The organism is Rhizobium sp. TAL182, assembly GCF_002117725.1.
Classification (GTDB): Bacteria; Pseudomonadota; Alphaproteobacteria; order Rhizobiales; family Rhizobiaceae; genus Rhizobium; species Rhizobium esperanzae.
In genome coordinates this window covers 3,960,122-3,978,821 of sequence record NZ_CP021024.1, presented here as the reverse complement: position 1 = coordinate 3,978,821, position 18,700 = coordinate 3,960,122, and the positions used below count along the sequence as shown (strand labels likewise).

Here is an 18,700-nt window from a genome sequence, read left to right as displayed (position 1 = left end):
GCGAGACTTCGTCGACGCGGACAATAGATAGGATGCCCAGACGAACTGGGACGGGAGGTTGGTTTTGGACATGAGCATTAACGAGGAGACCAGGGCGATCCGGCGCAGGTCCTGGCGTGACGTTGATCTGCGCGCGGTTGCACCGTTTGCCGCCTTGGCCTTGCTCCTGATTGTCGGCGCACTGGTCAACCCGAATTTCATCGGCATCACCAATCTTGCCAACGTCGCGACACGCTGCGCTTTCATCGCCATTATCGCGGTCGGCGCCACCTTCGTGATCTCGGCCGGAGATCTCGACCTTTCCGTTGGCTCGATGGTCGCCTTCGTCGCCAGCCTGATGATCCTGCTCATCAATTCGGGCGTCATTGCCGATCCGGTGCTGATGCTGACGGCCGCGGTGGTGTTTACGGTGATTGCGGGGGCTCTTTGCGGCCTCGCAAACGGCCTCATCACCACCGTCGGCAAGATCGAGCCTTTCATCGCCACACTCGGCACAATGGGCATTTATCGCGGCTTGACCACCTGGCTGTCGCAGGGGGGCGCGATCACCTTGCGCTCGAGCGAAATCCAGACGCTCTACCGTCCGGCATATTTCGGCAATATTCTCGGTATTCCCGTGCCGATCGTGGTGATCCTCGTCGTCACCGCGATTGCAGCCTTCATCCTCTACCGCACCCGTTACGGCCGCCACGTCGTGGCTGTCGGTTCGAACAGTGACGTCGCGCGCTATTCGGGCATTGCCGTCAACCGCGTGCGCACCATTGCCTTCGTCATCCAGGGCCTCTGTGTGGCGATCGCCGTGCTGCTCTATGTGCCGCGTCTCGGATCCACCTCGGCAACGACCGGCATCCTGTGGGAGTTGCAGGCCATCACCGCCGTCGTCGTCGGCGGCACGGCTCTCAAGGGTGGCGCCGGCCGGGTCTGGGGCACCATCTGCGGCGCCTTCATTCTCGAGCTCGTCGGCAACATCATGCTGCTTTCGAACTTCATCAGCGAATATCTCATCGGCGCGATCCAGGGTGCAATCATCATCATCGCCATGCTGGTGCAGCGGTCGCTGGTTCGCAAATCCTAAGGCAAAAAACTTCTCGGATTGGCCGGGCTTGACAGGGCACCCGGTTCGGATTGGACAAGTCCCTGATATTTTTGGGAGGAAATAGCATGCGCAAGCTCATGTTGGGTCTGGCGGTTGCGGGGGTGGCTTTTGCCGGTGCAGCCTACGCCCAGGACAAGAACTACACGATCGGTGTGTCCATTCCGGCCGCCGATCACGGCTGGACATCCGGCGTCGTGTTCCATGCCGAGCGTATTGCCAAGAAGCTGATGGCCGAGCATCCGGGCCTGAACGTCATCGTCAAGACCTCGCCGGATGCCGCGACGCAGGCAAACGCCGTGCAGGACCTCGATACGCAAGGCATCGATGCACTCGTCATCCTGCCGTCGGATCCGGATCCGCTTGTCAACGCCATCAAGGAAGTCAAGGACAAGGGCAAGTTCGTCGCGCTTGTCGACCGCGCCCCGTCGAATAACGACAATTCCGTGCGCGATCTTTACGTTGCCGGCAACAACCCGGCGCTCGGCGAAGTCGCCGGCAAATATATTGCCGAAAAGACGCCGGAAGCCGAAGTTGTCGTTATCCGCGGTCTGCCGATCCCGATCGATCAGCAGCGCCAGGACGGCTTCGACAAGGGTATTGCCGGCTCCAAGGTCAAGGTTCTCGACCGCCAGTATGGCAACTGGAACCGCGACGACGCCTTCAAGGTGATGCAGGACTATCTGACGAAGTACCCGAAGATCGACGTCGTCTGGTGCCAGGACGATGATATGGCCGTCGGCGTTCTTCAGGCGATCGAGCAGGCCAAGCGCACCGACATTCAGTATGTCGTCGCCGGCGCCGGCTCCAAGGACATGGTCAAGAAGGTCATGGATGGCGACAAGCTGATCCCGGTCGACGTTCTCTATCCGCCGGCGATGGTCGGTACGGCAATGGAGTTGACAGCAGCGGCGCTCTACGACCAGGTCCCGGTTCACGGCAACTACATCCTCGACGCGACGCTCGTCACCAAAGAGAATGCCAAGAACTTCTACTTCCCGGATTCTCCGTTCTGATCACCCGATCAAGAGGGTGCGCCCATTCGCAAGGATGGGCGCATTTTTATGCCCTCACGCGGCGGACGGCGAAAATGCTGCACGTACCTCTTGCCCGCCACAGCCCATCATGATTAGGTCGCAGCCATACCGCATCTGGCCTCGCGCCAAATCCGGCCGCAAGTGCGAGGAGGCACCTTGCCCCCGCCGAAATGCGTGCTACAAGTTCTTCAGAAACGTTTACGGTCGATATTCAGGGAGGAATCTGACATGAAGACGATCAAGGGTCCCGGCCTTTTCCTTGGCCAGTTTGCAGGCGATACCGCGCCTTTCAATTCTTGGGACGCGATCACCAAATGGGCGGCCGACATCGGCTACAAGGGCGTTCAGGTTCCGACCTGGGCGAGCCAGCTGATCGATCTGAAAAAGGCCGCAACCTCCAAGGATTATTGCGACGAGTTCGCCGGCAAGGCCCGTGAAAACGGCATCGAAATCACCGAGCTTTCGACCCATCTGCAAGGCCAGCTGGTTGCCGTTCACCCCGCCTATGACGAAGCATTCGACGGCTTTGCGGCGCCCGAGGTGCGCGGCAATCCGAAAGCTCGTCAGGAATGGGCGGTCGAGCAGGTCAAGATGGCGCTGACGGCATCGAAAAACCTCGGCCTCAAGGCGCATGCGACCTTCTCCGGCGCGCTTGCCTGGCCCTTCATCTATCCCTGGCCGCAGCGTCCCGCCGGTCTGGTGGAGACGGCCTTCGACGAGCTTGCCCGCCGCTGGACGCCGATCCTCAACCATGCCGATGAGAACGGCATCGATGTCTGCTACGAGATCCATCCGGGCGAGGACCTGCATGACGGCATCACCTTCGAGATGTTCCTGGAGCGCGTGAAGAACCATTCGCGCGCCAACATGCTCTACGATCCCTCGCATTACATCCTGCAATGCCTCGACTATCTCGAGAACATCGACATCTACAAGGACCGCATCAAGATGTTCCACGTCAAGGATGCTGAGTTCAATCCGACCGGGCGCCAGGGCGTCTACGGTGGTTACCAGGGCTGGGTGGAACGCGCCGGCCGCTTCCGATCGCTCGGTGACGGTCAGGTCGATTTCGGTGCGGTCTTCTCGAAGATGACGGCCAATAATTTCGACGGCTGGGCCGTGGTCGAATGGGAATGCGCGCTGAAACATCCGGAGGACGGCGCCCGCGAGGGGGCCGAATTCGTCGCCGCCCATATCATCCGCGTCACGGAAAAGGCTTTCGACGATTTTGCCGGCAGCGGCACCGATCAGGCGGCCAATCGGCGGATGCTCGGGCTTTAAATAAAAGGTGTGCCGTGAGGCTGCCCCTCACCCTAACCCTCTCCCCGTTTTGACGGGGAGAGGAACTTGCCACGCCGGGCGACGGAGTTGGCATCGACGTCGCCGCATATGCCTTCTCCCCGCGAGCGGGGAGAAGGTGGCGGCAGTCGGATGAGGGGCGCATCCGCGCCAAGATCAAATTCCAGGAGGACAAAATGGCAATCGAAGCATCATCCGAACAGACCCGCGAGCCGCGCATTCGGCTCGGCATGGTGGGCGGCGGCGCGGGCGCGTTCATCGGTGCGGTGCACCGCATCGCGGCCCGCATCGACGATCAGTACGATCTTATTGCAGGCGCGCTGTCGTCGACACCTGAGAAGGCGGTTCAGTCCGGACGCGATCTCGGGCTAGACCCGTCGCGGACCTATTCCAGCTATCGCGAGATGGCGATCCGGGAGGCGAAGCTGAAGAACGGCATCGAGGCGGTGGCGATCGTTACCCCGAACCATGTGCATTACGACGCGGCCAAGGAATTCCTGAAGCGCGGCATTCATGTCATCTGCGACAAGCCGCTGACGTCAAACCTGGCGGATGCGAAGAAGCTGAAAAAGGTGGCCGACGAGAGCGGCGCGCTGTTCGTGTTGACGCATAATTACACCGGTTACCCGATGGTTCGTCAGGCGCACGAGATGATCGCGAACGGCGAACTTGGGGATATAAGAGTCGTCCAGGCCGAATATCCGCAGGATTGGCTGACGGAAGCGGTCGAGCAGACCGGCCAGAAACAGGCTGCCTGGCGCACTGATCCGGCCCAGTCCGGCGTCGGCGGGTCCACAGGCGATATCGGCACGCATGCGTATAATCTCGCCTCCTTCATCACCGGGCTGGAACTCGACAGCCTGGCCGCCGATCTCGACAGTTTCGTTCCCGGCCGCCGGCTGGATGATAATGCCCATGTCATGCTGCGCTTCAAGGCAAAGGGTTCGGAGAAGCCGGCCAAGGGCATGCTCTGGTGCAGCCAGGTGGCGCCGGGCCATGAGAACGGCCTGATGGTGCGTGTCTACGGCAGCAAGGGCGGGCTGGAATGGACCCAGAAGGACCCGAACTACCTCTGGTACACGCCGTTCGGCGAACCGAAGCGGCTGATCACCCGCGGCGGCGCCGGCGCCGGAGCGGCAGCCGGTCGTGTCTCGCGCGTGCCGTCGGGGCATCCGGAAGGTTACCTCGAGGCGTTCGCGACGATTTATACGGAAGCTGCGCATGCGATCAACGCCCGCAAGAAGGGCAAGGACGTGGACAAGGCAGTGGTCTACCCGACAGTCGACGATGGCGTGAAGGGCGTGGCCTTCGTCGAGGCCTGTGTTGCCTCGTCCAAGAAAAACGGCGCCTGGGTCAAGCTCTGAGCTTTGGCGATCGCGCCTCGATAGCGCGGAGTCGCGAGAAATGCCGAGGCAGTTTTGGGCCGCCTCGGCTTGTCCGTCATGCGTCAGGCCGTATCGCGGTTGCGCTGCATGAGCGCGTCGACGCTGAGCGGCCCGGCGCCTGCCGCCACCAAATAGAGAAACACGAAGCAAAACAGGATCGCGGCGACGCCGCCGTTCTGCGCGGGATAAAAGCTCTTTCCCGCATGGCCGATGAAATAGGCGAAAGCCATCAGGCCCGAGAGCACGAAGGCTGTGATGCGCGTCTGGAATCCCACCAGGACGAGAAAGCCGAGAGTGAGTTCGATCAATCCGGCAATCCAGGAGAGCGAGCCCATCGGCGGCACGCTTGCCGCTGCCGGAAAGTGGCTCAGCAGATGCGGCTGCAGCAGATGGATCGAAGACAGCATTGGATTCCTTTCATGCTTGCGAATATCTCCGCTGTGTAGTGATCATGGCCCCTGCAGCAAATCACGACTGCTGACATTCGCGTTATGAGAGCAATTGGAGGCGAAAGAATGCTGCAGGTCGAGGCGGCTGACCTGCGCCGCCGCCGCTCGGCCGCCTATACTGTAACGTTGCAGTTTTTCTCCTGCCGGGCCTGTACTTTGCTTGCCGGCTTGGCTAAATCCGACCCCCACGGTCAATTCAGATGCTGAGAGACGGGATTTACAGATGATCGACGCGAAGACGCTTGCAAGCCGCTTTCCCGGTGATTTCACCTTCGGCGTTGCCACCGCCGCCTTCCAGATCGAAGGCGCCGGCAAGGCCGATGGCCGCAAGCCGTCCATCTGGGATGCCTTCTGCAATATGCCCGGCCGCGTCCATAACCGCGACAACGGCGACATTGCCTGCGACCACTATAACCGCCTGGAGCAGGACCTCGATCTCATCAAGGATATGGGAGTCGAGGCCTACCGTTTTTCCATTGCCTGGCCACGCATCATCCCGGAGGGCACTGGCCCTGTAAACGAGGCGGGCCTCGATTTCTATGATCGGCTTGTTGATGGCTGCAAGGCGCGTGGGATCAAGACCTTCGCGACGCTCTACCACTGGGACCTGCCCTTGCTGCTCGCCGGCGACGGCGGCTGGACGGCGCGTTCGACCGCTTATGCCTACCAGCGTTACGCCAAGACTGTCATGAGCCGCCTCGGCGATCGCCTCGACGCCGTCGCGACTTTCAACGAGCCCTGGTGCATCGTCTGGCTGAGCCATCTCTACGGCATCCATGCTCCCGGTGAGCGCAACATGCAGGCTGCCCTTCACGCCATGCATCATATGAACCTTGCCCATGGCCTCGGGGTTGAGGCAATCCGTTCGGAAGCTCCCAATGTGCCGGTCGGGCTCGTGCTCAACGCCGCCTCGGTCATCCCGGGCTCCGACAGCCCGGCCGATCTGGCAGCCGCCGAACGGGCGCATCAGTTCCACAACGGCGCCTTCTTTGATCCTGTCTTCAAGGGCGAATATCCGAAGGAATTCGTCGAGGCGCTCGGTGACCGCATGCCCGTCATCGGGGATGGCGACCTGAAGCTGATCAGCCAGAAACTCGACTGGTGGGGCCTGAATTACTACACGCCCGAGCGCGTCACCGACGATGCCGAACGAAAGGGCGATTTCCCCTGGACGATGAAAGCTCCGCCGGCAAGTGACGTCAAGACCGATATCGGCTGGGAAATCTATGCGCCGGGCTTGAAGCTCCTGGTCGAGAACCTCTATCGCCGCTATGACCTGCCGGAATGCTACATCACAGAGAACGGCGCCTGCGACAATAGCGGTGTTGTCGATGGCGAGGTCGATGATAGGATGCGCCTCGATTATCTCGGCGATCATCTCGATGTCGTGGCCGACCTCATCAAGAATGGCTACCCCCTGCGCGGCTATTTTGCCTGGAGCCTGATGGACAACTTCGAATGGGCGGAAGGTTATCGCATGCGCTTCGGTCTCGTCCATGTCGATTATGAGACGCAGCGGCGCACGGTGAAGAAGAGCGGCAAATGGTATCGCGAACTGGCGGCTGAATTTCCGAAAGGCAATCACACGCCGGCTCAGCATAGCAAACTCAAAAAATAGACCAGCGGAAAGCTGCAACAGGCGGTTGCTTAAACGTTTCTGAACCCTTGACTGGCAAACTCCGCTGGTCAGGGAGCCGGAATGCAAATACTCCAAAAATTGCAGGGCAGGGGATCGGGCATAGGCCGTCACATCACCGTCACGGGCGTGCTGTTCTCCTTTGCCGTCATCGTCGCCGTCGCCACCATCATGGTGTTGACGGCAATCGAACGCGTGGCTGAGAACGCCAATGTGCTTGATGACGAGCGCTCGCGCGAAACGACGATCGGCGCGTTGAAGACCTTCGAGGATCAGCTCGGTGCGACTCTCGACGATTACGCCGCCTGGGACGACGCCGCCGCCAATGTCTATGCGCCCGATGGCATGGCATGGACGGTCAGCAACTACGGCGAAATGTCGGTCAACAGCTCGCTGTTCGACATGGCGATTGTGATCGATGATGCGAAGAATTCGATCATCGCCTATCGCGACGGCAAGCCGATGGAGGAGCCGCTCGCGGATTTCTTCTCGCCGTCGCTCTGGAAATTGCTCGACGCGGTGAAGGCGGCCGGCCCGGCCGATACTCCGCAGGCGGTTGGTTTCATCACCACCAAACGCGGCATTGCCGCTGTCGGCGTGGCATTGGTGCGGAAGAAATCCGGCGCGCTTGATGCACCCGCCGGCCAGCACCGTTATCTCATTTTCGCCCGGCATCTCGATGACGACAGGGTGGCTGGACTCGGCCAGACCTATGTGATCGGCGGACTGAGGCTGGCGCCGCCGAGTTTCGCGGCCGAATATCTCGTCTCGATCGACGATCCGACGGGGGCAACGATCGGCAAGCTCGTCTGGAATTCGCGCTCACCCGGCAATATTGCCTACGCGCAGGTGCGGCCGATGGTCATTCAGGCACTCGGTCTCGTCGGGCTTTTCTTCGTGGTTCTGCTGGCCATCGGCTGGTTGGCCGGCCGACGCCTGAAGGCGGAGGAAAACAGCGCACGAGAAGAGGCGCTGCGCGACAGGCTGAGCGGCCTTTCCAATCGCGACGGCCTCGGGCTCGCCGTCGATCGTTATGTCCTCGAAGCGCGCCAGAGCAAGCGCAACGTGCTGCTCCTCTATCTCGACCTCGACGGTTTCAAGGAAGTCAATGACAGCTATGGACATGGCACAGGCGATCAGTTGATCCGCGCGGTCGCGGCGGGCCTCAAGGTATTGATTCCGCAAGGCGCGGTTCTCGCCCGCATCGGCGGAGATGAATTTGCGATCGCCTTTCTCTCCGATGGCGAGAACGCCGCCGCCCTGCAGCTTGCCGAGCAGATCCTCGATTTTCTCGTCGAGCCGCTGGAGATCGGTCGCCGTGTCGTCGTCGTCGGCGCCAGCATCGGCATCGCCATGTCGCCTGCCGGCGCACTCGATCGCGAGGAACTGGTGCGCCGTTCCGACCTTGCCATGTATAAGGCGAAGGAGGCGGGCCGTGCGCGCATGACGCTCTACGATCCGTCGATGGACGCGGACCGGCAGCAGCGCAATGCACTGGAGCTCGATCTCAGAATCGCCATCGAAAGCGGCGACCTGACGCTTGCCTATCAGCCGTTGGTCGATGCGGGCACGCATGCGCTGACCGGCGTCGAGGCGCTGGTGCGCTGGAACCGTCCGGGCCACGGCCCGGTTTCGCCCGAGGTGTTCATTCCGATCGCCGAGACCAGCGGCCTCATTGAATCGCTCGGCCTGTTCGTGCTGCGCAAGGCCTGCGAGACAGCCAAGCAGTGGCCGGAACTGAACGTCTCGGTCAATGTCTCGCCCGGCCAGTTCCGCAATCCCGCCTTCACCGACTATGTGCGCTACGTGTTGAAGCAGACGGAGATCGAGGCCAGCCGCATCACCCTCGAGATCACCGAAGGTTATATGATTCAGAACCCGCAGCGTACCCGCCAGTCGATCGAACGGCTGAAGGGGCTGGGGGTCAAGGTGGCGCTCGATGACTTCGGTTCCGGCTTCTCCTCGATCGGCTATCTCAGGCAGTTCGGCTTCGATCGCATCAAGATCGACCGCTCGCTGGTCATGGGCGTCAACGAAGACAAGCGCCAGCGCGAAATGCTGCAGGCGACGGTGGCGCTCGCCCGCTCGCTCGACATACCGGTGACGGCGGAAGGCATCGAGACCGAGGGGCAGGCGGTCGCCATGCGCCTGTTCGGCTGCGACTGTCTGCAGGGCTATTTGTTCGGAAAGCCTCTGGCGGCCGAACGAATTACCGAGATGCTCAACGAGCTTCGTACTGCGGAGCAGCCAACCCGGCGCCGCCTCGGCGCGGCCTGACGGCGAGATTCCCGGGGCGCGAGCTCATCAGCTGCCGATATGCCGTTGGCCGCGTTTTTTCGCCAGCGCGATCTGATGCTGCCGCTGACGGTAGCGCAGCCGGTCTTCCTCTGTCCGCATGTCATAACAGTGGCTGCAGGAAACCCCTTCCTCATAAAGCGGCGAGGCAATTTCCTCTGATGTGATCGGATTGCGGCAGGCGTGGCACAGCCGGTGCTCACCTTCCTTCAGGCCGTGTTCGACGGATACACGCTCATCGAACACGAAGCAGGCGCCCTCCCAAAGGCTTTGTTCCTGCGGCACTTCCTCCAGATATTTCAGGATGCCGCCCTTCAGATGATAGACCTCGTCGAAACCTTCGGCTTTCATGAAGGCCGTGGCCTTCTCGCAGCGTATGCCGCCGGTGCAATACATGGCGACTTTCGGCTTGTTGTGCAGCCCGGTATTCCGGCGCACCCAATCCGGAAATTCGCGGAACGTCTTGGTCTTGGGGTCGACCGCGCCGCGGAAGGTACCGATTGCCGTCTCATAGTCGTTGCGGGTGTCGATGACGATCGTATCGGGATCGGAGATCAGCGCATTCCAGTCCTTGGGCGCGACATAGGTGCCAACCACTTTGTTGGGGTCGATGTCGTCGACGCCCATGGTGACGATTTCCTTCTTCAGCTTCACCTTCATGCGCAGGAAGGGCATTTTCGAGGCGCGGCTTTCCTTGTGCTCCAGGCTCGCAAATTCCGGTTGGGCATGCAGGAAGGCGAGCACCGCGTGAATGCCGGCGTCCGATCCCGCGATCGTACCGTTGATGCCCTCATGCGCCAGAAGCAGCGTTCCCTTGACGCCGTTTTCCTCGCACAGCGCCTGCAGCGGGGCCTGCAAGCTGGCAAAGCGCGGCACGGATACGAAATGGTAGAGCGCCGCTACGAGGAACGGGCCGGTGTGTGTCAGGCTGTCGGTCATGGGCGGGAAATACAGAAAATTGACCGGTCGCGCAATTGCCTTCCGCGCAGGCGGCCGGCCGTCTCCAGGATCGCCCTGCTATCGCTCAATTTGCAGCCGTCAGCCAGAGAAGCTCGATACGCTCCGATTCCTCGTCGGGATCATCGGCGAAGACGGTTTCGGCTTTGAGGAGGGCTTGCCGCCGGTCTTCCTGCTGGCGGAAGATGATCGCGTCAAGAAGATGCGCCAGATCGTCGTTACGGGTGAAGAGCTGCGGCTCGGCTTCGACCAGTTCACAGAGCACGGCGAGGTCATGGATGTGGCCGAGATCCTCGACGAGCTCCTTGGCCGCATCGCGCTTCGCCTTCATCGCGCCCGGCCAGATGTCCCGCAAAAGACCGTGGTAGAGCCGATAATCGTAGGTGCGTTTGCGCAGATCATGGAAATCCCCGGCCGATGCATCGCCGTGGCACCTGGCAAGTGCAGCCTTGGCCTTGCGCGCGGTGCGGCGCCAGCTCTTCGCCAGCATGCGGGCATTCTTGCGGTGACTGCCATCGAAGGAAATGCCATCCAAAGCGGCGATCGCCTCCTTCAGTACGCCTGGGGTTTCCATCAGCCGCTGTCGCAGGCCGCTCTCGGCCTCCGCCATCCAGTCGCGGCGCCCCTCGAGAATGGTGACGATCCGGCCGAGCGCCTCGCTTTCCTCTTTCCCGCGGGCTGAATACTGCAGATATTGCGCGGTGCCGATAAGCGCGGCGGCGTCGCGGATGGCCGAAAGCGAGCGCGCGGCATCGCGCAGCCTTGCATTTTCCTGTTCCTGGAAATCCGGCACCTCGCGCGCGACGAGCCGGTAGAGCGAGCGCAATCGCTTCAGGTTTTTTCGGAAGGAATGGATCGCCTCGTGCGTACCGTCCGGCCGCTCTTCGAGAAAGGTAATGGCGCCTTCCAACTGCTCGGTCGCGATGCTCCGGAATGCCTCAGTGAAATCGACGTCAGGCCGAATGCGATAGGCCATGCCTGTCGTGCCCGTATTCTGTGGCAAGGGCCTGGTTGGAGTAGCGGAAATCGCCGGTCACTTCGCGGCCAAGCCAGGTGGGCAGGACGGGTTTGTCGGTTTCCGCCGTCATCTCCACTTCGGCAATCACCAGCCCGCGATGCTCGCCGGCAAAGACGTCGACTTCCCAGACGAAGCCTTGATGCGGAACGCGGTAGCGCGTCTTCTCGATGACGACGCCGATCGCGCTCTGCAACAGCTCCTCGGCATCGGCAATCGGGATGTCATATTCGAATTCGTCACGGGTGATGGCACTGCGGCCGATCTTGATCGTCAGCTTCGCTTTCCTGCCGTCGAGGATGCGAACGCGGACGGAACGGTCGTCCATCGAGGCGATGTAACCTTGCCTCAGGACAGACTTGCTCTCGACGGCGGAACGCCATCCATCGCCTCGTACAAGAAACTTCCGCTCGATCTCTTTCGCCATGTCGGTGAACCTTTTGTGACGATCGCCGCACGGTAGACCAATTTCCAGACATTTCATACCCTTCTTCTCACGCAGCCGGGTTTTATCTCGACAAGGTTCGGCGAGGGCGTTATTCGGGATGCAAATTTCAATCGTTTCAAGGAGGTCGTGCGACCATGGGCGAGAAAACAGAGAAGCTCCTTTCCATCCTGAAACTCCAGCCGGTCGTTCCGGTCCTGATCGTTGACGATGCCAGGTCGGCGGTGCCGCTGGCCCGCGCCCTCGTCGCAGGCGGCCTGAAAGCAATCGAGATCACCATGCGCACGCCGGCGGCACTCGAGGCCGTGCGCGCCGTTGCCGCCGAGGTCGAGGGCGCCGAAGTCGGCGCCGGCACCATCCTGAATGCCGCCCATTGGGAAGCGGCTGTCGAGGCCGGCTCGAAGTTCATCGTCAGCCCGGGAACGACGCAGGAGCTGCTTGATGCCGCTGCCGATTCCGACGTGCCGCTGCTTCCTGGAGCTGCGACCGCCAGCGAAGTCATGGCGCTGCGTGAGGAAGGCTATCAGGTGCTGAAGTTCTTTCCGGCCGAGCAGGCCGGTGGCGCTGCTTATCTCAAGGCACTCTCTTCGCCGCTCGCCGGCACGCTGTTCTGCCCGACCGGCAGCATTTCGCTGAAGAACGCCACGGATTATCTTTCGCTGCCGAACGTCGTCTGTGTCGGCGGTTCGTGGGTTGCGCCGAAGGAACTGGTCGCAGCCGGCGACTGGGCCGGCATTACCAAGCTTGCGGCGGAGGCCGCCGCTCTGAAGGCCTGAGGTTGCATGGGCGGGGCATGAGCGCCAGGCAGCCCCACGCCCAATATTTGTATTTCAGCCGTCGCAAACCTATGTTCTCCTCCGGCCTCAAACAGGGAGACGACGAGGAATGTTCGACGCAAAGAAGCTTCTCGACCAGTTCTTGGGTTCGCAGGTGCCGGGTCTCGGCGGTTCAGTCCGCGACAGGGCGGGCGAGGCCATACAGACGGCAAAGAACAATCCGATGAAGACCGGCGCGATCGCAGCCGTGCTTCTCGGCACCAAAACCGGCCGCAGTATTGCCGGCAATGCATTGGCGATCGGTGGTCTTGCCGCTATCGCCGGCCTTGGCTATCAGGCTTACAAGAACTATCAGGCGGGCCAAGCGCCCGCGGCCCCCTCGGATGCGCCGTCGGCAAACAATCCGGTACTCCTGCCGCCGCCCGTCGAATCCGGTTTCGGACCGGCATCGCCTGCCGGCAGCAACGAATTCGTGCTGGTGCTGATTCGGGCGATGATCGCCGCAGCCAAGGCCGACGGCCATATCGACGACGCCGAACGCGCCCTGATCATGGACAAGATCAAGGCCGCTGACGTCAGCGGCGAGGCCGCTGCTTTCATCGAGGGCGAACTTGCGTCACCGACGGACATCGATGCGCTCGTGGCTGCGGCGGTGACGGAAGAACAGCGCGTCGAGCTCTACACCGCCTCGCGGCTGACCATCGATCCGGATTCGCGCGCCGAGCGCGGTTATCTCGATCTGCTCGCCGGCCGGCTCGGCCTCGCCGATCAGCTGGTCGACCATATCGAGGCGACGGTGTCATCCGCCAAGACGACCTTGTCACAGTGACATCCAGGCTGGTTGCGTTTATCGGGCGACTGGCCTATCCACTCCCGGAGCCTTCCCCGGTTAAATCGACGCTTTCGTCAATTTAACCGGGGAAGGCTCTGGAATAGGGGGAGTGAACATGCGCGATCTTGCAAATTTCAAGGGCTGCCCGGCGCCGAAGCCGGTTACGCTGAAAGGCCGTTTCGTCACCATCGAGCCCTATCGCCGCGAGGAACATCTCGAAGCGCTGTGGGACGGGCTCGGCGGCATGGGCATCAACCCACTGCTTCTTTATTTTTCGCAGGATGATTTCTCGGGCATCGAGGACTTCGCCAACTGGCTGGAAAACGTCTACACCAAATCCGGCTGGCTCACCCATATCTTTCGTGACAACGCCACCGGCAAGGTTGTCGGCATGGCGAACTACATGCGCGCCGACCCGGCAAATGGCGTCGTCGAAATCGGCGGCGTGGCTCATGGTCCCGACATGAGCCGTTCGCCGCTGTCCACCGAAGCGCACTACCTGATGGCCAAACATGTTTTCGAGGATCTCGGCTATCGCCGCTACGAATGGAAATGCGACAATAAGAACGAGGCGAGCAAGACGACGGCACTGCGCTACGGCTTCAGCTTCGAAGGGGTGTTCCGTCAGCACATGATCTCCAAGCATCGCAACCGCGACACCGCCTGGTTCTCGATGATCGACGCCGAATGGCCGCTGATTAACGATGCTTTCGAGGCCTGGCTTTCGCCCGAAAATTTCGACGCGGCCGGCAATCAGATCCGCCGCCTGCAGGATATTCGTGCGGATATGGAGAAGGAAAGGCTGGCGTGAGCCCGGAAAGCCGCTCGCAGGCGATCGCCGCCGCTGTCATCCTGCTCGGCGCCGGCCTCGTCCTTTATTTTCTGCCGACCATCGTTCTCTGGATCGGCAATTTCTCGCCGACGTTGGGGATCCTCGTCGGCATCTGCCTGATCATGGCGTTTTTTGCGGTTTTCTGGCTGCGGGCGCGCTATCAGCGTCGCAGAGGAAAATAGTCTATCCTTGCAGGGAGGCCCCGAGCAGGACGGCGCCCATCAGGATGACGAGCAGGGCGCCGAGGATTTCAATGGCGTTGCCAACCCAGACCGAAGCCGTCGAGCCTCGTCCGGAGAGGCGGACTGCCGCGCCCTTGGCGGTGACGGCAAGCGTCGCGAGCACGGAAACGGTGATCGCCGTGCCGAGCGACATGGCGGCGACCGAAAGCGCGCCGCCGAGATAGAGGCCGTTCAGCAGCGAGAAAGTCATGACAAGCAAAGCCCCGGAGCAGGGTCGAAGGCCGACAGCTATGATCGCCGACCAAGCCTCGCGGACGCTGAACCTGTCGCCGGCGAGCAGGGCAGGATCAGGCACGTGCGTATTGCCGCAGGTCTCGCAGACCATGCCGGGAACGAAGCTGTGGCCGGCCTTCACGGCCTGCGCCTTGCCGTTGAAGGCATAGGACTGGCGTTCGGCTGCGTTATCCTTCCAATCCAGCATCATGGACACCGGACCGGCCGACGTCGCCACCAGCCGGCGGCGCGGCAGATTGCTTGCCATCGAACGCAGTTTGCGGAACAGCAGCCAGCCGCCGAAGAGGATCACCATGACGAAGCTTATGATTTCCATGGCATGAGTGGCTGTCGTCAGCGTAATGCCGGTGCCGCGCAGCACCAGCCAGGCGCCGCCGACCAGCGCCACGGCAACGACGCCCTGGATGAAAGCCGAAATGAAGGAAATAACCACGCCGCGTTTCAGCTCGACCTCGTTGGCGATCATGTAGGAGGAGATCACCGCCTTGCCGTGGCCGGGGCCGGCGGCATGGAAGACGCCGTAGGCGAAGGAAAGGCCGACCAGCGATGTCAGCTGCCACGGATCCTCCCGCATTCCCTTCAACGCACCGGTCAGCGCCCGATAGAAGGCCTGCTGTTCATAGTTCACATAGAGCAAAAGCGGCGCGAAAGGCCCGCCCGTCGGTTGAAAACTCGGTTCGGCCGTGCCGATGCCGAGCGGCGATTGCGCGTGGGCGAGGCTTGCCGCCGTCACGAGCGCGAGCAGTGCTGCGGAAAGGACGAGGGACGGGCGTTTTATCAGCATGTGAGCTCCAGCCGTGTGGCGAAGAGTTTGGACATGTTGGTGCCGGTGGGATCGTTGAAGAAGGCGTCCGTCAGCGACTGCTTGTTTTGCGAGATCACCTCGTCGGCATCCGGCCTTACCACCTGGTGTTTGCAGGCCTTTAAGCCGTCGCCCACCGTTGCCAGCTCGTTGTCTGTGGGAAAATCGATCGACGTATAGAGCGTCGGATCGTAGACGCCGAAGGTAAGCCTGCCCTTGAGCGGCATCTTCTCCGCCGGCTTGACCGCAAAGAACATCAGGAGCTGGCCGTTCTTATAGTCGACATGGATGATGTCCGGCTGCTGGACGGTGATGCTCTTCCCGTTGATCGTCAGGTTCATGTAATAGTCGTAATCGGCAAGCGATTGCTTCACCGTTTTGCCGACCTCCGCGAGTTCGTTCGGCTCCAGCTTCAGATCGGTGTTTTTGTCGAAATCCATGACGACCGAGGAGGAGAAGACCTCGTCGAAGCGCCAGACATTGCGCAGTTCCTCGACGCTGCCATCAGCGCCGGCCACGACTTCGAGCCGCGCCTCCACGAAGATGTGCGGATGCGCAAAGGCAACTGCCGGTGTGAGCGAAAGAAGCGCGGTCATCAATGCTATGGATTTGTTCATGCGTCCCGCTGCCATATTCGCTCGACCCGAGTTCTTGCCAGAAATTGGGACGGAATTGGGACCGGTTTGCCGGTTGAGTTCCGATCGGCTCCACTCCATCGTCCGGCCGGGCCGGTCTTGCCGTGCAGATCTCACGGATGCTTCTTGAACCAGTTGTGCAGGTAATCGACAAAGATCCTCACCTTGGCCGGCAGGTAGCGCCGGTGCGGGTAGACGGCATAGATGCCGCGGTCGGTCGGAATGTAATCGTTGAATAGCGTCACCAGCTCGCCGCTTTCGATCGGCTTACGGGCGATGAAATCGGGAATGAGGGCGATGCCGATGCCGGCGAGGGCAGCGCGGAGTGTCGCGTGCGGGCTGTTGACCTCGATTGGCCCCGAGACGGCGACGGCGAAGGTTGTGTTGTCAGGATTGTGGAAGCGGATGCTGCCCTGGGTGCGTGAATTGGTATCGACGATAAAGGGAAGATTGGAAATGTCGCTTGGATGCTCCAGATCGGGATGACGCTCGAGAAAATCCGGGGTGGCGCAGAGATGGACGCGGAAATCGGAGATCTTGCGGGCGATCATGCCGGAATCTTCGAGCTTGCTGATGCGGATCGCGACGTCAAAGCCTTCCTCGATCAGATCGACGAACCGGTCATCGGCGGCGATCTCCAGCGAAAGGTCCGGGTTTTCGCCGGCGAAATCGATCAGCGACTGGCCGACGTCGGCGTCGACGAAGGTGCGGGGAACGGAGACGCGCAACCGTCCCTTCAGCTGTGCATTGTTTTCGCGCACGAGATCCGCAAGGTTGTCGATCTCTTTCAAAATATCGGAGGCGCTGCGATAATAGGTGTGGCCGGCCTCCGTCATGGAGAACTGCCGGGTCGTGCGGTTGAGCAGCAACGCGCCGAGCTCGTCTTCCAGTTCGCGCACATATTTGGACAGCAGCGCCTTCGAGCGGCCGGTGCGCCGGGCGGCGGCGGAAAAGCCCTCAGCCTCGACGACATCGATGAAGGCGCGTATGCGGGTCAAGGTGTCCATGAAATCCCCACAGGTGTTTTGGAATATTGAACAAATCGGGCCGTTTTGTTCAATTATTTTTTGGCCGCAAGATGAAAAAAACGCTTGATTATGAAGGCGAATATTCTTATCTCCCAGTCAGCCCAAAGTCGCACGTGCCCATGGGTGTCCGCCGAACCCTCGAATTGGTGAGGAAATCGGTAAGGTACCTGGAATTAACCCCTCCAGTCGCTATTCCGGCCAACCGGAAAATGCGAGGACGCCTGAAGCAACGACGGTGCGGGCCTTTTTGTTCTCTCCCTGCTTTCCATCAGCGGGGGTTACTGAAGAGGCACACCATCATTGCCGGAAGTGCGGTTGGGACTCTCCCTCCAATCCATGGCAGACAAAGCCGAACTTACACCGCGTTTGCGGCGTTGGTTCATTATCCGCGCATCAAGCGCTTGCTATGGTTCCGGGGTCTCCACCGGCTGGTTCCAATGCGAGTTCTCGTATGCCCTTTGTCCTCCGGTTCATGCCGGAGCTCTGGAACTGGAAGAGGGAACTGATATGACCACCCAGCGCATCCGCGACTTTCTCGCAACCCGACGTCCCGACGGTCCCTGCCTCGTGGTTGACCTCGATGTTATCAGAGACAATTTCCACGCTTTCCGCCACGCCATGCCGGATAGCGCCATCTACTACGCCGTCAAGGCCAATCCGGCTCCGGAAGTGCTGAAGCTGCTCGCCAACCTTGGTTCCAATTTCGATTGCGCATCCGTTGCCGAAATCGAAATGGCGCTGGAAGCCGGTGCGACCGCCGCCCGCATCTCCTATGGCAACACGATCAAGAAGGAGCGTGATGTCGCTCGCGCTCATGCGCTCGGCGTCAGCCTCTTTGCGGTCGACAGCCACGAGGAAGTCGAGAAGATCTCGCGCGCCGCTCCCGGCGCCCGTGTCTTCTGCCGCGTGCTCACCGATGGCGAAGGCGCCGAATGGCCGCTGTCGCGCAAGTTCGGCTGCGTTCCGCAGATGGCGGTCGACGTTCTTGTCTACGCCCACCAACTCGGCCTGCAGTCCTACGGCGTCTCGTTCCATGTCGGTTCGCAGATGACCAAGGTCGATGCCTGGGATTCGGCTCTTGCCGATGCCAAGCGTGTCTTCGTTCAGCTTGCCAAGCAGGGCATCCACCTGCAGATGGTCAACATGGGCGGCGGCTTCCCGACCAAGTATCTGCGTGACGTTCCGTCCGCGGAAGCTTACGGCAAGTCGATCTACCAGGCGCTGCGCACGCATTTCGGCAACCAGATCCCGCAGACGATCATCGAGCCGGGTCGTGGCATGGTCGGCAATGCCGGTGTCATCAAGGCGGAAGTCGTGCTGATCTCCAAGAAGTCGGACAATGACGACGCCCGCTGGGTCTTCCTCGACATCGGCAAGTTCGGCGGTCTCGCCGAAACCATGGACGAGGCCATCCGTTACCCGATCCGCACCGAGCGCGACGGCGACGAGATGGAGCCCTGTGTGATCGCTGGCCCGACCTGCGACTCGGCCGACGTGCTGTATGAAAAGAACCTCTATCCGCTGCCGCTGTCTCTGACGATCGGCGACGAGGTCCTGATCGAAGGCACCGGCGCCTATACGACGACCTACTCGGCAGTCGCTTTCAACGGCTTCGAGCCGCTGAAGGCCTACGTCATTTAAGGTCTTGTCTCTGCTAGTCCCGTAACCAGCCGGGGCGGCAAATCCACAATTCTCCGAAGTCACCGTC

Annotated in this window: 18 protein-coding genes; 11 read left to right on the top strand and 7 right to left on the bottom strand. The window is 61.2% G+C overall.

Features of this window, described 5'->3' with window-relative positions:
- The first annotated feature begins 70 nt into the window (after positions 1-70).
- From Tal182_RS19840 to Tal182_RS19825, 4 genes are all read left to right on the top strand, one after another.
- On the top strand, positions 71-1,075 hold the full coding sequence (locus tag Tal182_RS19840; RefSeq protein WP_085860497.1) for an ABC transporter permease: 1,005 nt from the start codon (positions 71-73) through the stop codon (positions 1,073-1,075).
- Between the two features lie 86 nt (positions 1,076-1,161).
- Positions 1,162-2,109 (top strand): substrate-binding domain-containing protein, encoded by a 948-nt coding sequence (locus Tal182_RS19835; RefSeq protein ID WP_011426857.1) that lies wholly within the window; start codon positions 1,162-1,164, stop codon positions 2,107-2,109.
- Between the two features lie 249 nt (positions 2,110-2,358).
- Positions 2,359-3,411 carry a sugar phosphate isomerase/epimerase gene (locus tag Tal182_RS19830; protein ID WP_064811377.1) on the top strand — a complete coding sequence of 351 codons (1,053 nt, stop codon included), beginning with the start codon at positions 2,359-2,361 and terminating at the stop codon, positions 3,409-3,411.
- A gap of 194 nt (positions 3,412-3,605) precedes the next feature.
- Positions 3,606-4,793 carry a Gfo/Idh/MocA family oxidoreductase gene (locus Tal182_RS19825; protein ID WP_085860496.1) on the top strand — a complete coding sequence of 396 codons (1,188 nt, stop codon included), beginning with the start codon at positions 3,606-3,608 and terminating at the stop codon, positions 4,791-4,793.
- A gap of 83 nt (positions 4,794-4,876) precedes the next feature.
- On the opposite strand, the gene Tal182_RS19820 is transcribed toward Tal182_RS19825, so the two are convergent.
- Positions 4,877-5,221 carry a DoxX family protein gene (locus tag Tal182_RS19820; protein WP_085860495.1) on the bottom strand — a complete coding sequence of 115 codons (345 nt, stop codon included), beginning with the start codon at positions 5,219-5,221 and terminating at the stop codon, positions 4,877-4,879.
- Positions 5,222-5,486: 265 nt separating this feature from the next.
- Here Tal182_RS19820 and Tal182_RS19815 point away from each other — a divergent pair, with 265 nt between their 5' ends.
- Both Tal182_RS19815 and Tal182_RS19810 read left to right on the top strand, forming a co-directional pair.
- Positions 5,487-6,881 carry a GH1 family beta-glucosidase gene (locus Tal182_RS19815; protein WP_085860494.1) on the top strand — a complete coding sequence of 465 codons (1,395 nt, stop codon included), beginning with the start codon at positions 5,487-5,489 and terminating at the stop codon, positions 6,879-6,881.
- An 81-nt stretch (positions 6,882-6,962) separates the two neighbouring features.
- Positions 6,963-9,176, top strand: a complete 2,214-nt coding sequence (locus tag Tal182_RS19810) for an EAL domain-containing protein (RefSeq protein ID WP_064805040.1) — start codon at positions 6,963-6,965, stop codon at positions 9,174-9,176.
- Positions 9,177-9,203: 27 nt separating this feature from the next.
- Here Tal182_RS19810 and Tal182_RS19805 read toward each other — a convergent pair whose 3' ends face one another.
- From Tal182_RS19805 to Tal182_RS19795, 3 genes are all read right to left on the bottom strand, one after another.
- Positions 9,204-10,133, bottom strand: coding sequence for a rhodanese-related sulfurtransferase (locus tag Tal182_RS19805; RefSeq protein ID WP_085860493.1), 930 nt, complete (start codon positions 10,131-10,133; stop codon positions 9,204-9,206).
- 85 nt (positions 10,134-10,218) lie between these two features.
- Positions 10,219-11,127, bottom strand: coding sequence for a CHAD domain-containing protein (locus Tal182_RS19800; RefSeq protein ID WP_085860492.1), 909 nt, complete (start codon positions 11,125-11,127; stop codon positions 10,219-10,221).
- Entirely contained in the window at positions 11,105-11,593 is a 489-nt protein-coding gene (locus tag Tal182_RS19795) for a CYTH domain-containing protein (protein ID WP_064806347.1), read from the bottom strand. Before Tal182_RS19795 ends, Tal182_RS19800 begins: the two co-directional genes overlap by 23 nt.
- Before the next feature lie 155 nt (positions 11,594-11,748).
- Between Tal182_RS19795 and Tal182_RS19790 the strand changes: the two genes are divergently transcribed.
- The 4 genes from Tal182_RS19790 to Tal182_RS19775 all read left to right on the top strand — a co-directional run bounded on the left by Tal182_RS19790 (position 11,749) and on the right by Tal182_RS19775 (position 14,233).
- On the top strand, positions 11,749-12,387 hold the full coding sequence (locus tag Tal182_RS19790; RefSeq protein WP_085860491.1) for a 2-dehydro-3-deoxy-phosphogluconate aldolase: 639 nt from the start codon (positions 11,749-11,751) through the stop codon (positions 12,385-12,387).
- A 109-nt stretch (positions 12,388-12,496) separates the two neighbouring features.
- Positions 12,497-13,216, top strand: coding sequence for a tellurite resistance TerB family protein (locus tag Tal182_RS19785; protein ID WP_085860490.1), 720 nt, complete (start codon positions 12,497-12,499; stop codon positions 13,214-13,216).
- Positions 13,217-13,334: 118 nt separating this feature from the next.
- Complete coding sequence (locus tag Tal182_RS19780) at positions 13,335-14,030, top strand: GNAT family protein (protein WP_085860489.1); 696 nt, start codon at positions 13,335-13,337, stop codon at positions 14,028-14,030.
- The gene (locus tag Tal182_RS19775) at positions 14,027-14,233 is read left to right on the top strand and encodes a hypothetical protein (protein WP_085860488.1); all 207 of its coding nucleotides are present in this window, start codon (positions 14,027-14,029) and stop codon (positions 14,231-14,233) included. Before Tal182_RS19780 ends, Tal182_RS19775 begins: the two co-directional genes overlap by 4 nt.
- Position 14,234: 1 nt before the next feature.
- Here Tal182_RS19775 and Tal182_RS19770 read toward each other — a convergent pair whose 3' ends face one another.
- The 3 genes from Tal182_RS19770 to Tal182_RS19760 all read right to left on the bottom strand — a co-directional run bounded on the left by Tal182_RS19770 (position 14,235) and on the right by Tal182_RS19760 (position 16,971).
- A complete protein-coding gene (locus Tal182_RS19770) occupies positions 14,235-15,311 on the bottom strand; it encodes a nickel/cobalt transporter (RefSeq protein WP_085860487.1) in 1,077 nt (358 codons plus the stop codon).
- Positions 15,305-15,946, bottom strand: coding sequence for a DUF1007 family protein (locus Tal182_RS19765; protein WP_085860486.1), 642 nt, complete (start codon positions 15,944-15,946; stop codon positions 15,305-15,307). The genes Tal182_RS19770 and Tal182_RS19765 overlap by 7 nt, the downstream gene beginning before the upstream one ends.
- 131 nt (positions 15,947-16,077) lie before the next feature.
- Complete coding sequence (locus Tal182_RS19760; protein WP_064805022.1) at positions 16,078-16,971, bottom strand: LysR family transcriptional regulator; 894 nt, start codon at positions 16,969-16,971, stop codon at positions 16,078-16,080.
- A 528-nt stretch (positions 16,972-17,499) separates the two neighbouring features.
- Between Tal182_RS19760 and odc2 the strand changes: the two genes are divergently transcribed.
- Complete coding sequence (gene odc2, locus Tal182_RS19755) at positions 17,500-18,633, top strand: ornithine/lysine decarboxylase (protein ID WP_085860485.1); 1,134 nt, start codon at positions 17,500-17,502, stop codon at positions 18,631-18,633.
- Positions 18,634-18,700 lie beyond the last annotated feature (67 nt).

Coding starts and splice junctions, on each gene's coding strand:
- Tal182_RS19805 (WP_085860493.1), bottom strand. CDS start 10,133: ATGACCGACAGCCTGACACACACCGGCCCGTTCCTCGTAGCGGCGCTC.
- Tal182_RS19835 (WP_011426857.1), top strand. CDS start 1,162: ATGCGCAAGCTCATGTTGGGTCTGGCGGTTGCGGGGGTGGCTTTTGCC.
- Tal182_RS19840 (WP_085860497.1), top strand. CDS start 71: ATGAGCATTAACGAGGAGACCAGGGCGATCCGGCGCAGGTCCTGGCGT.
- Tal182_RS19830 (WP_064811377.1), top strand. CDS start 2,359: ATGAAGACGATCAAGGGTCCCGGCCTTTTCCTTGGCCAGTTTGCAGGC.
- Tal182_RS19795 (WP_064806347.1), bottom strand. CDS start 11,593: ATGGCGAAAGAGATCGAGCGGAAGTTTCTTGTACGAGGCGATGGATGG.
- odc2 (WP_085860485.1), top strand. CDS start 17,500: ATGACCACCCAGCGCATCCGCGACTTTCTCGCAACCCGACGTCCCGAC.
- Tal182_RS19770 (WP_085860487.1), bottom strand. CDS start 15,311: ATGCTGATAAAACGCCCGTCCCTCGTCCTTTCCGCAGCACTGCTCGCG.
- Tal182_RS19765 (WP_085860486.1), bottom strand. CDS start 15,946: ATGAACAAATCCATAGCATTGATGACCGCGCTTCTTTCGCTCACACCG.
- Tal182_RS19820 (WP_085860495.1), bottom strand. CDS start 5,221: ATGCTGTCTTCGATCCATCTGCTGCAGCCGCATCTGCTGAGCCACTTT.
- Tal182_RS19790 (WP_085860491.1), top strand. CDS start 11,749: ATGGGCGAGAAAACAGAGAAGCTCCTTTCCATCCTGAAACTCCAGCCG.
- Tal182_RS19780 (WP_085860489.1), top strand. CDS start 13,335: ATGCGCGATCTTGCAAATTTCAAGGGCTGCCCGGCGCCGAAGCCGGTT.
- Tal182_RS19815 (WP_085860494.1), top strand. CDS start 5,487: ATGATCGACGCGAAGACGCTTGCAAGCCGCTTTCCCGGTGATTTCACC.
- Tal182_RS19785 (WP_085860490.1), top strand. CDS start 12,497: ATGTTCGACGCAAAGAAGCTTCTCGACCAGTTCTTGGGTTCGCAGGTG.
- Tal182_RS19760 (WP_064805022.1), bottom strand. CDS start 16,971: ATGGACACCTTGACCCGCATACGCGCCTTCATCGATGTCGTCGAGGCT.
- Tal182_RS19825 (WP_085860496.1), top strand. CDS start 3,606: ATGGCAATCGAAGCATCATCCGAACAGACCCGCGAGCCGCGCATTCGG.
- Tal182_RS19800 (WP_085860492.1), bottom strand. CDS start 11,127: ATGGCCTATCGCATTCGGCCTGACGTCGATTTCACTGAGGCATTCCGG.
- Tal182_RS19810 (WP_064805040.1), top strand. CDS start 6,963: ATGCAAATACTCCAAAAATTGCAGGGCAGGGGATCGGGCATAGGCCGT.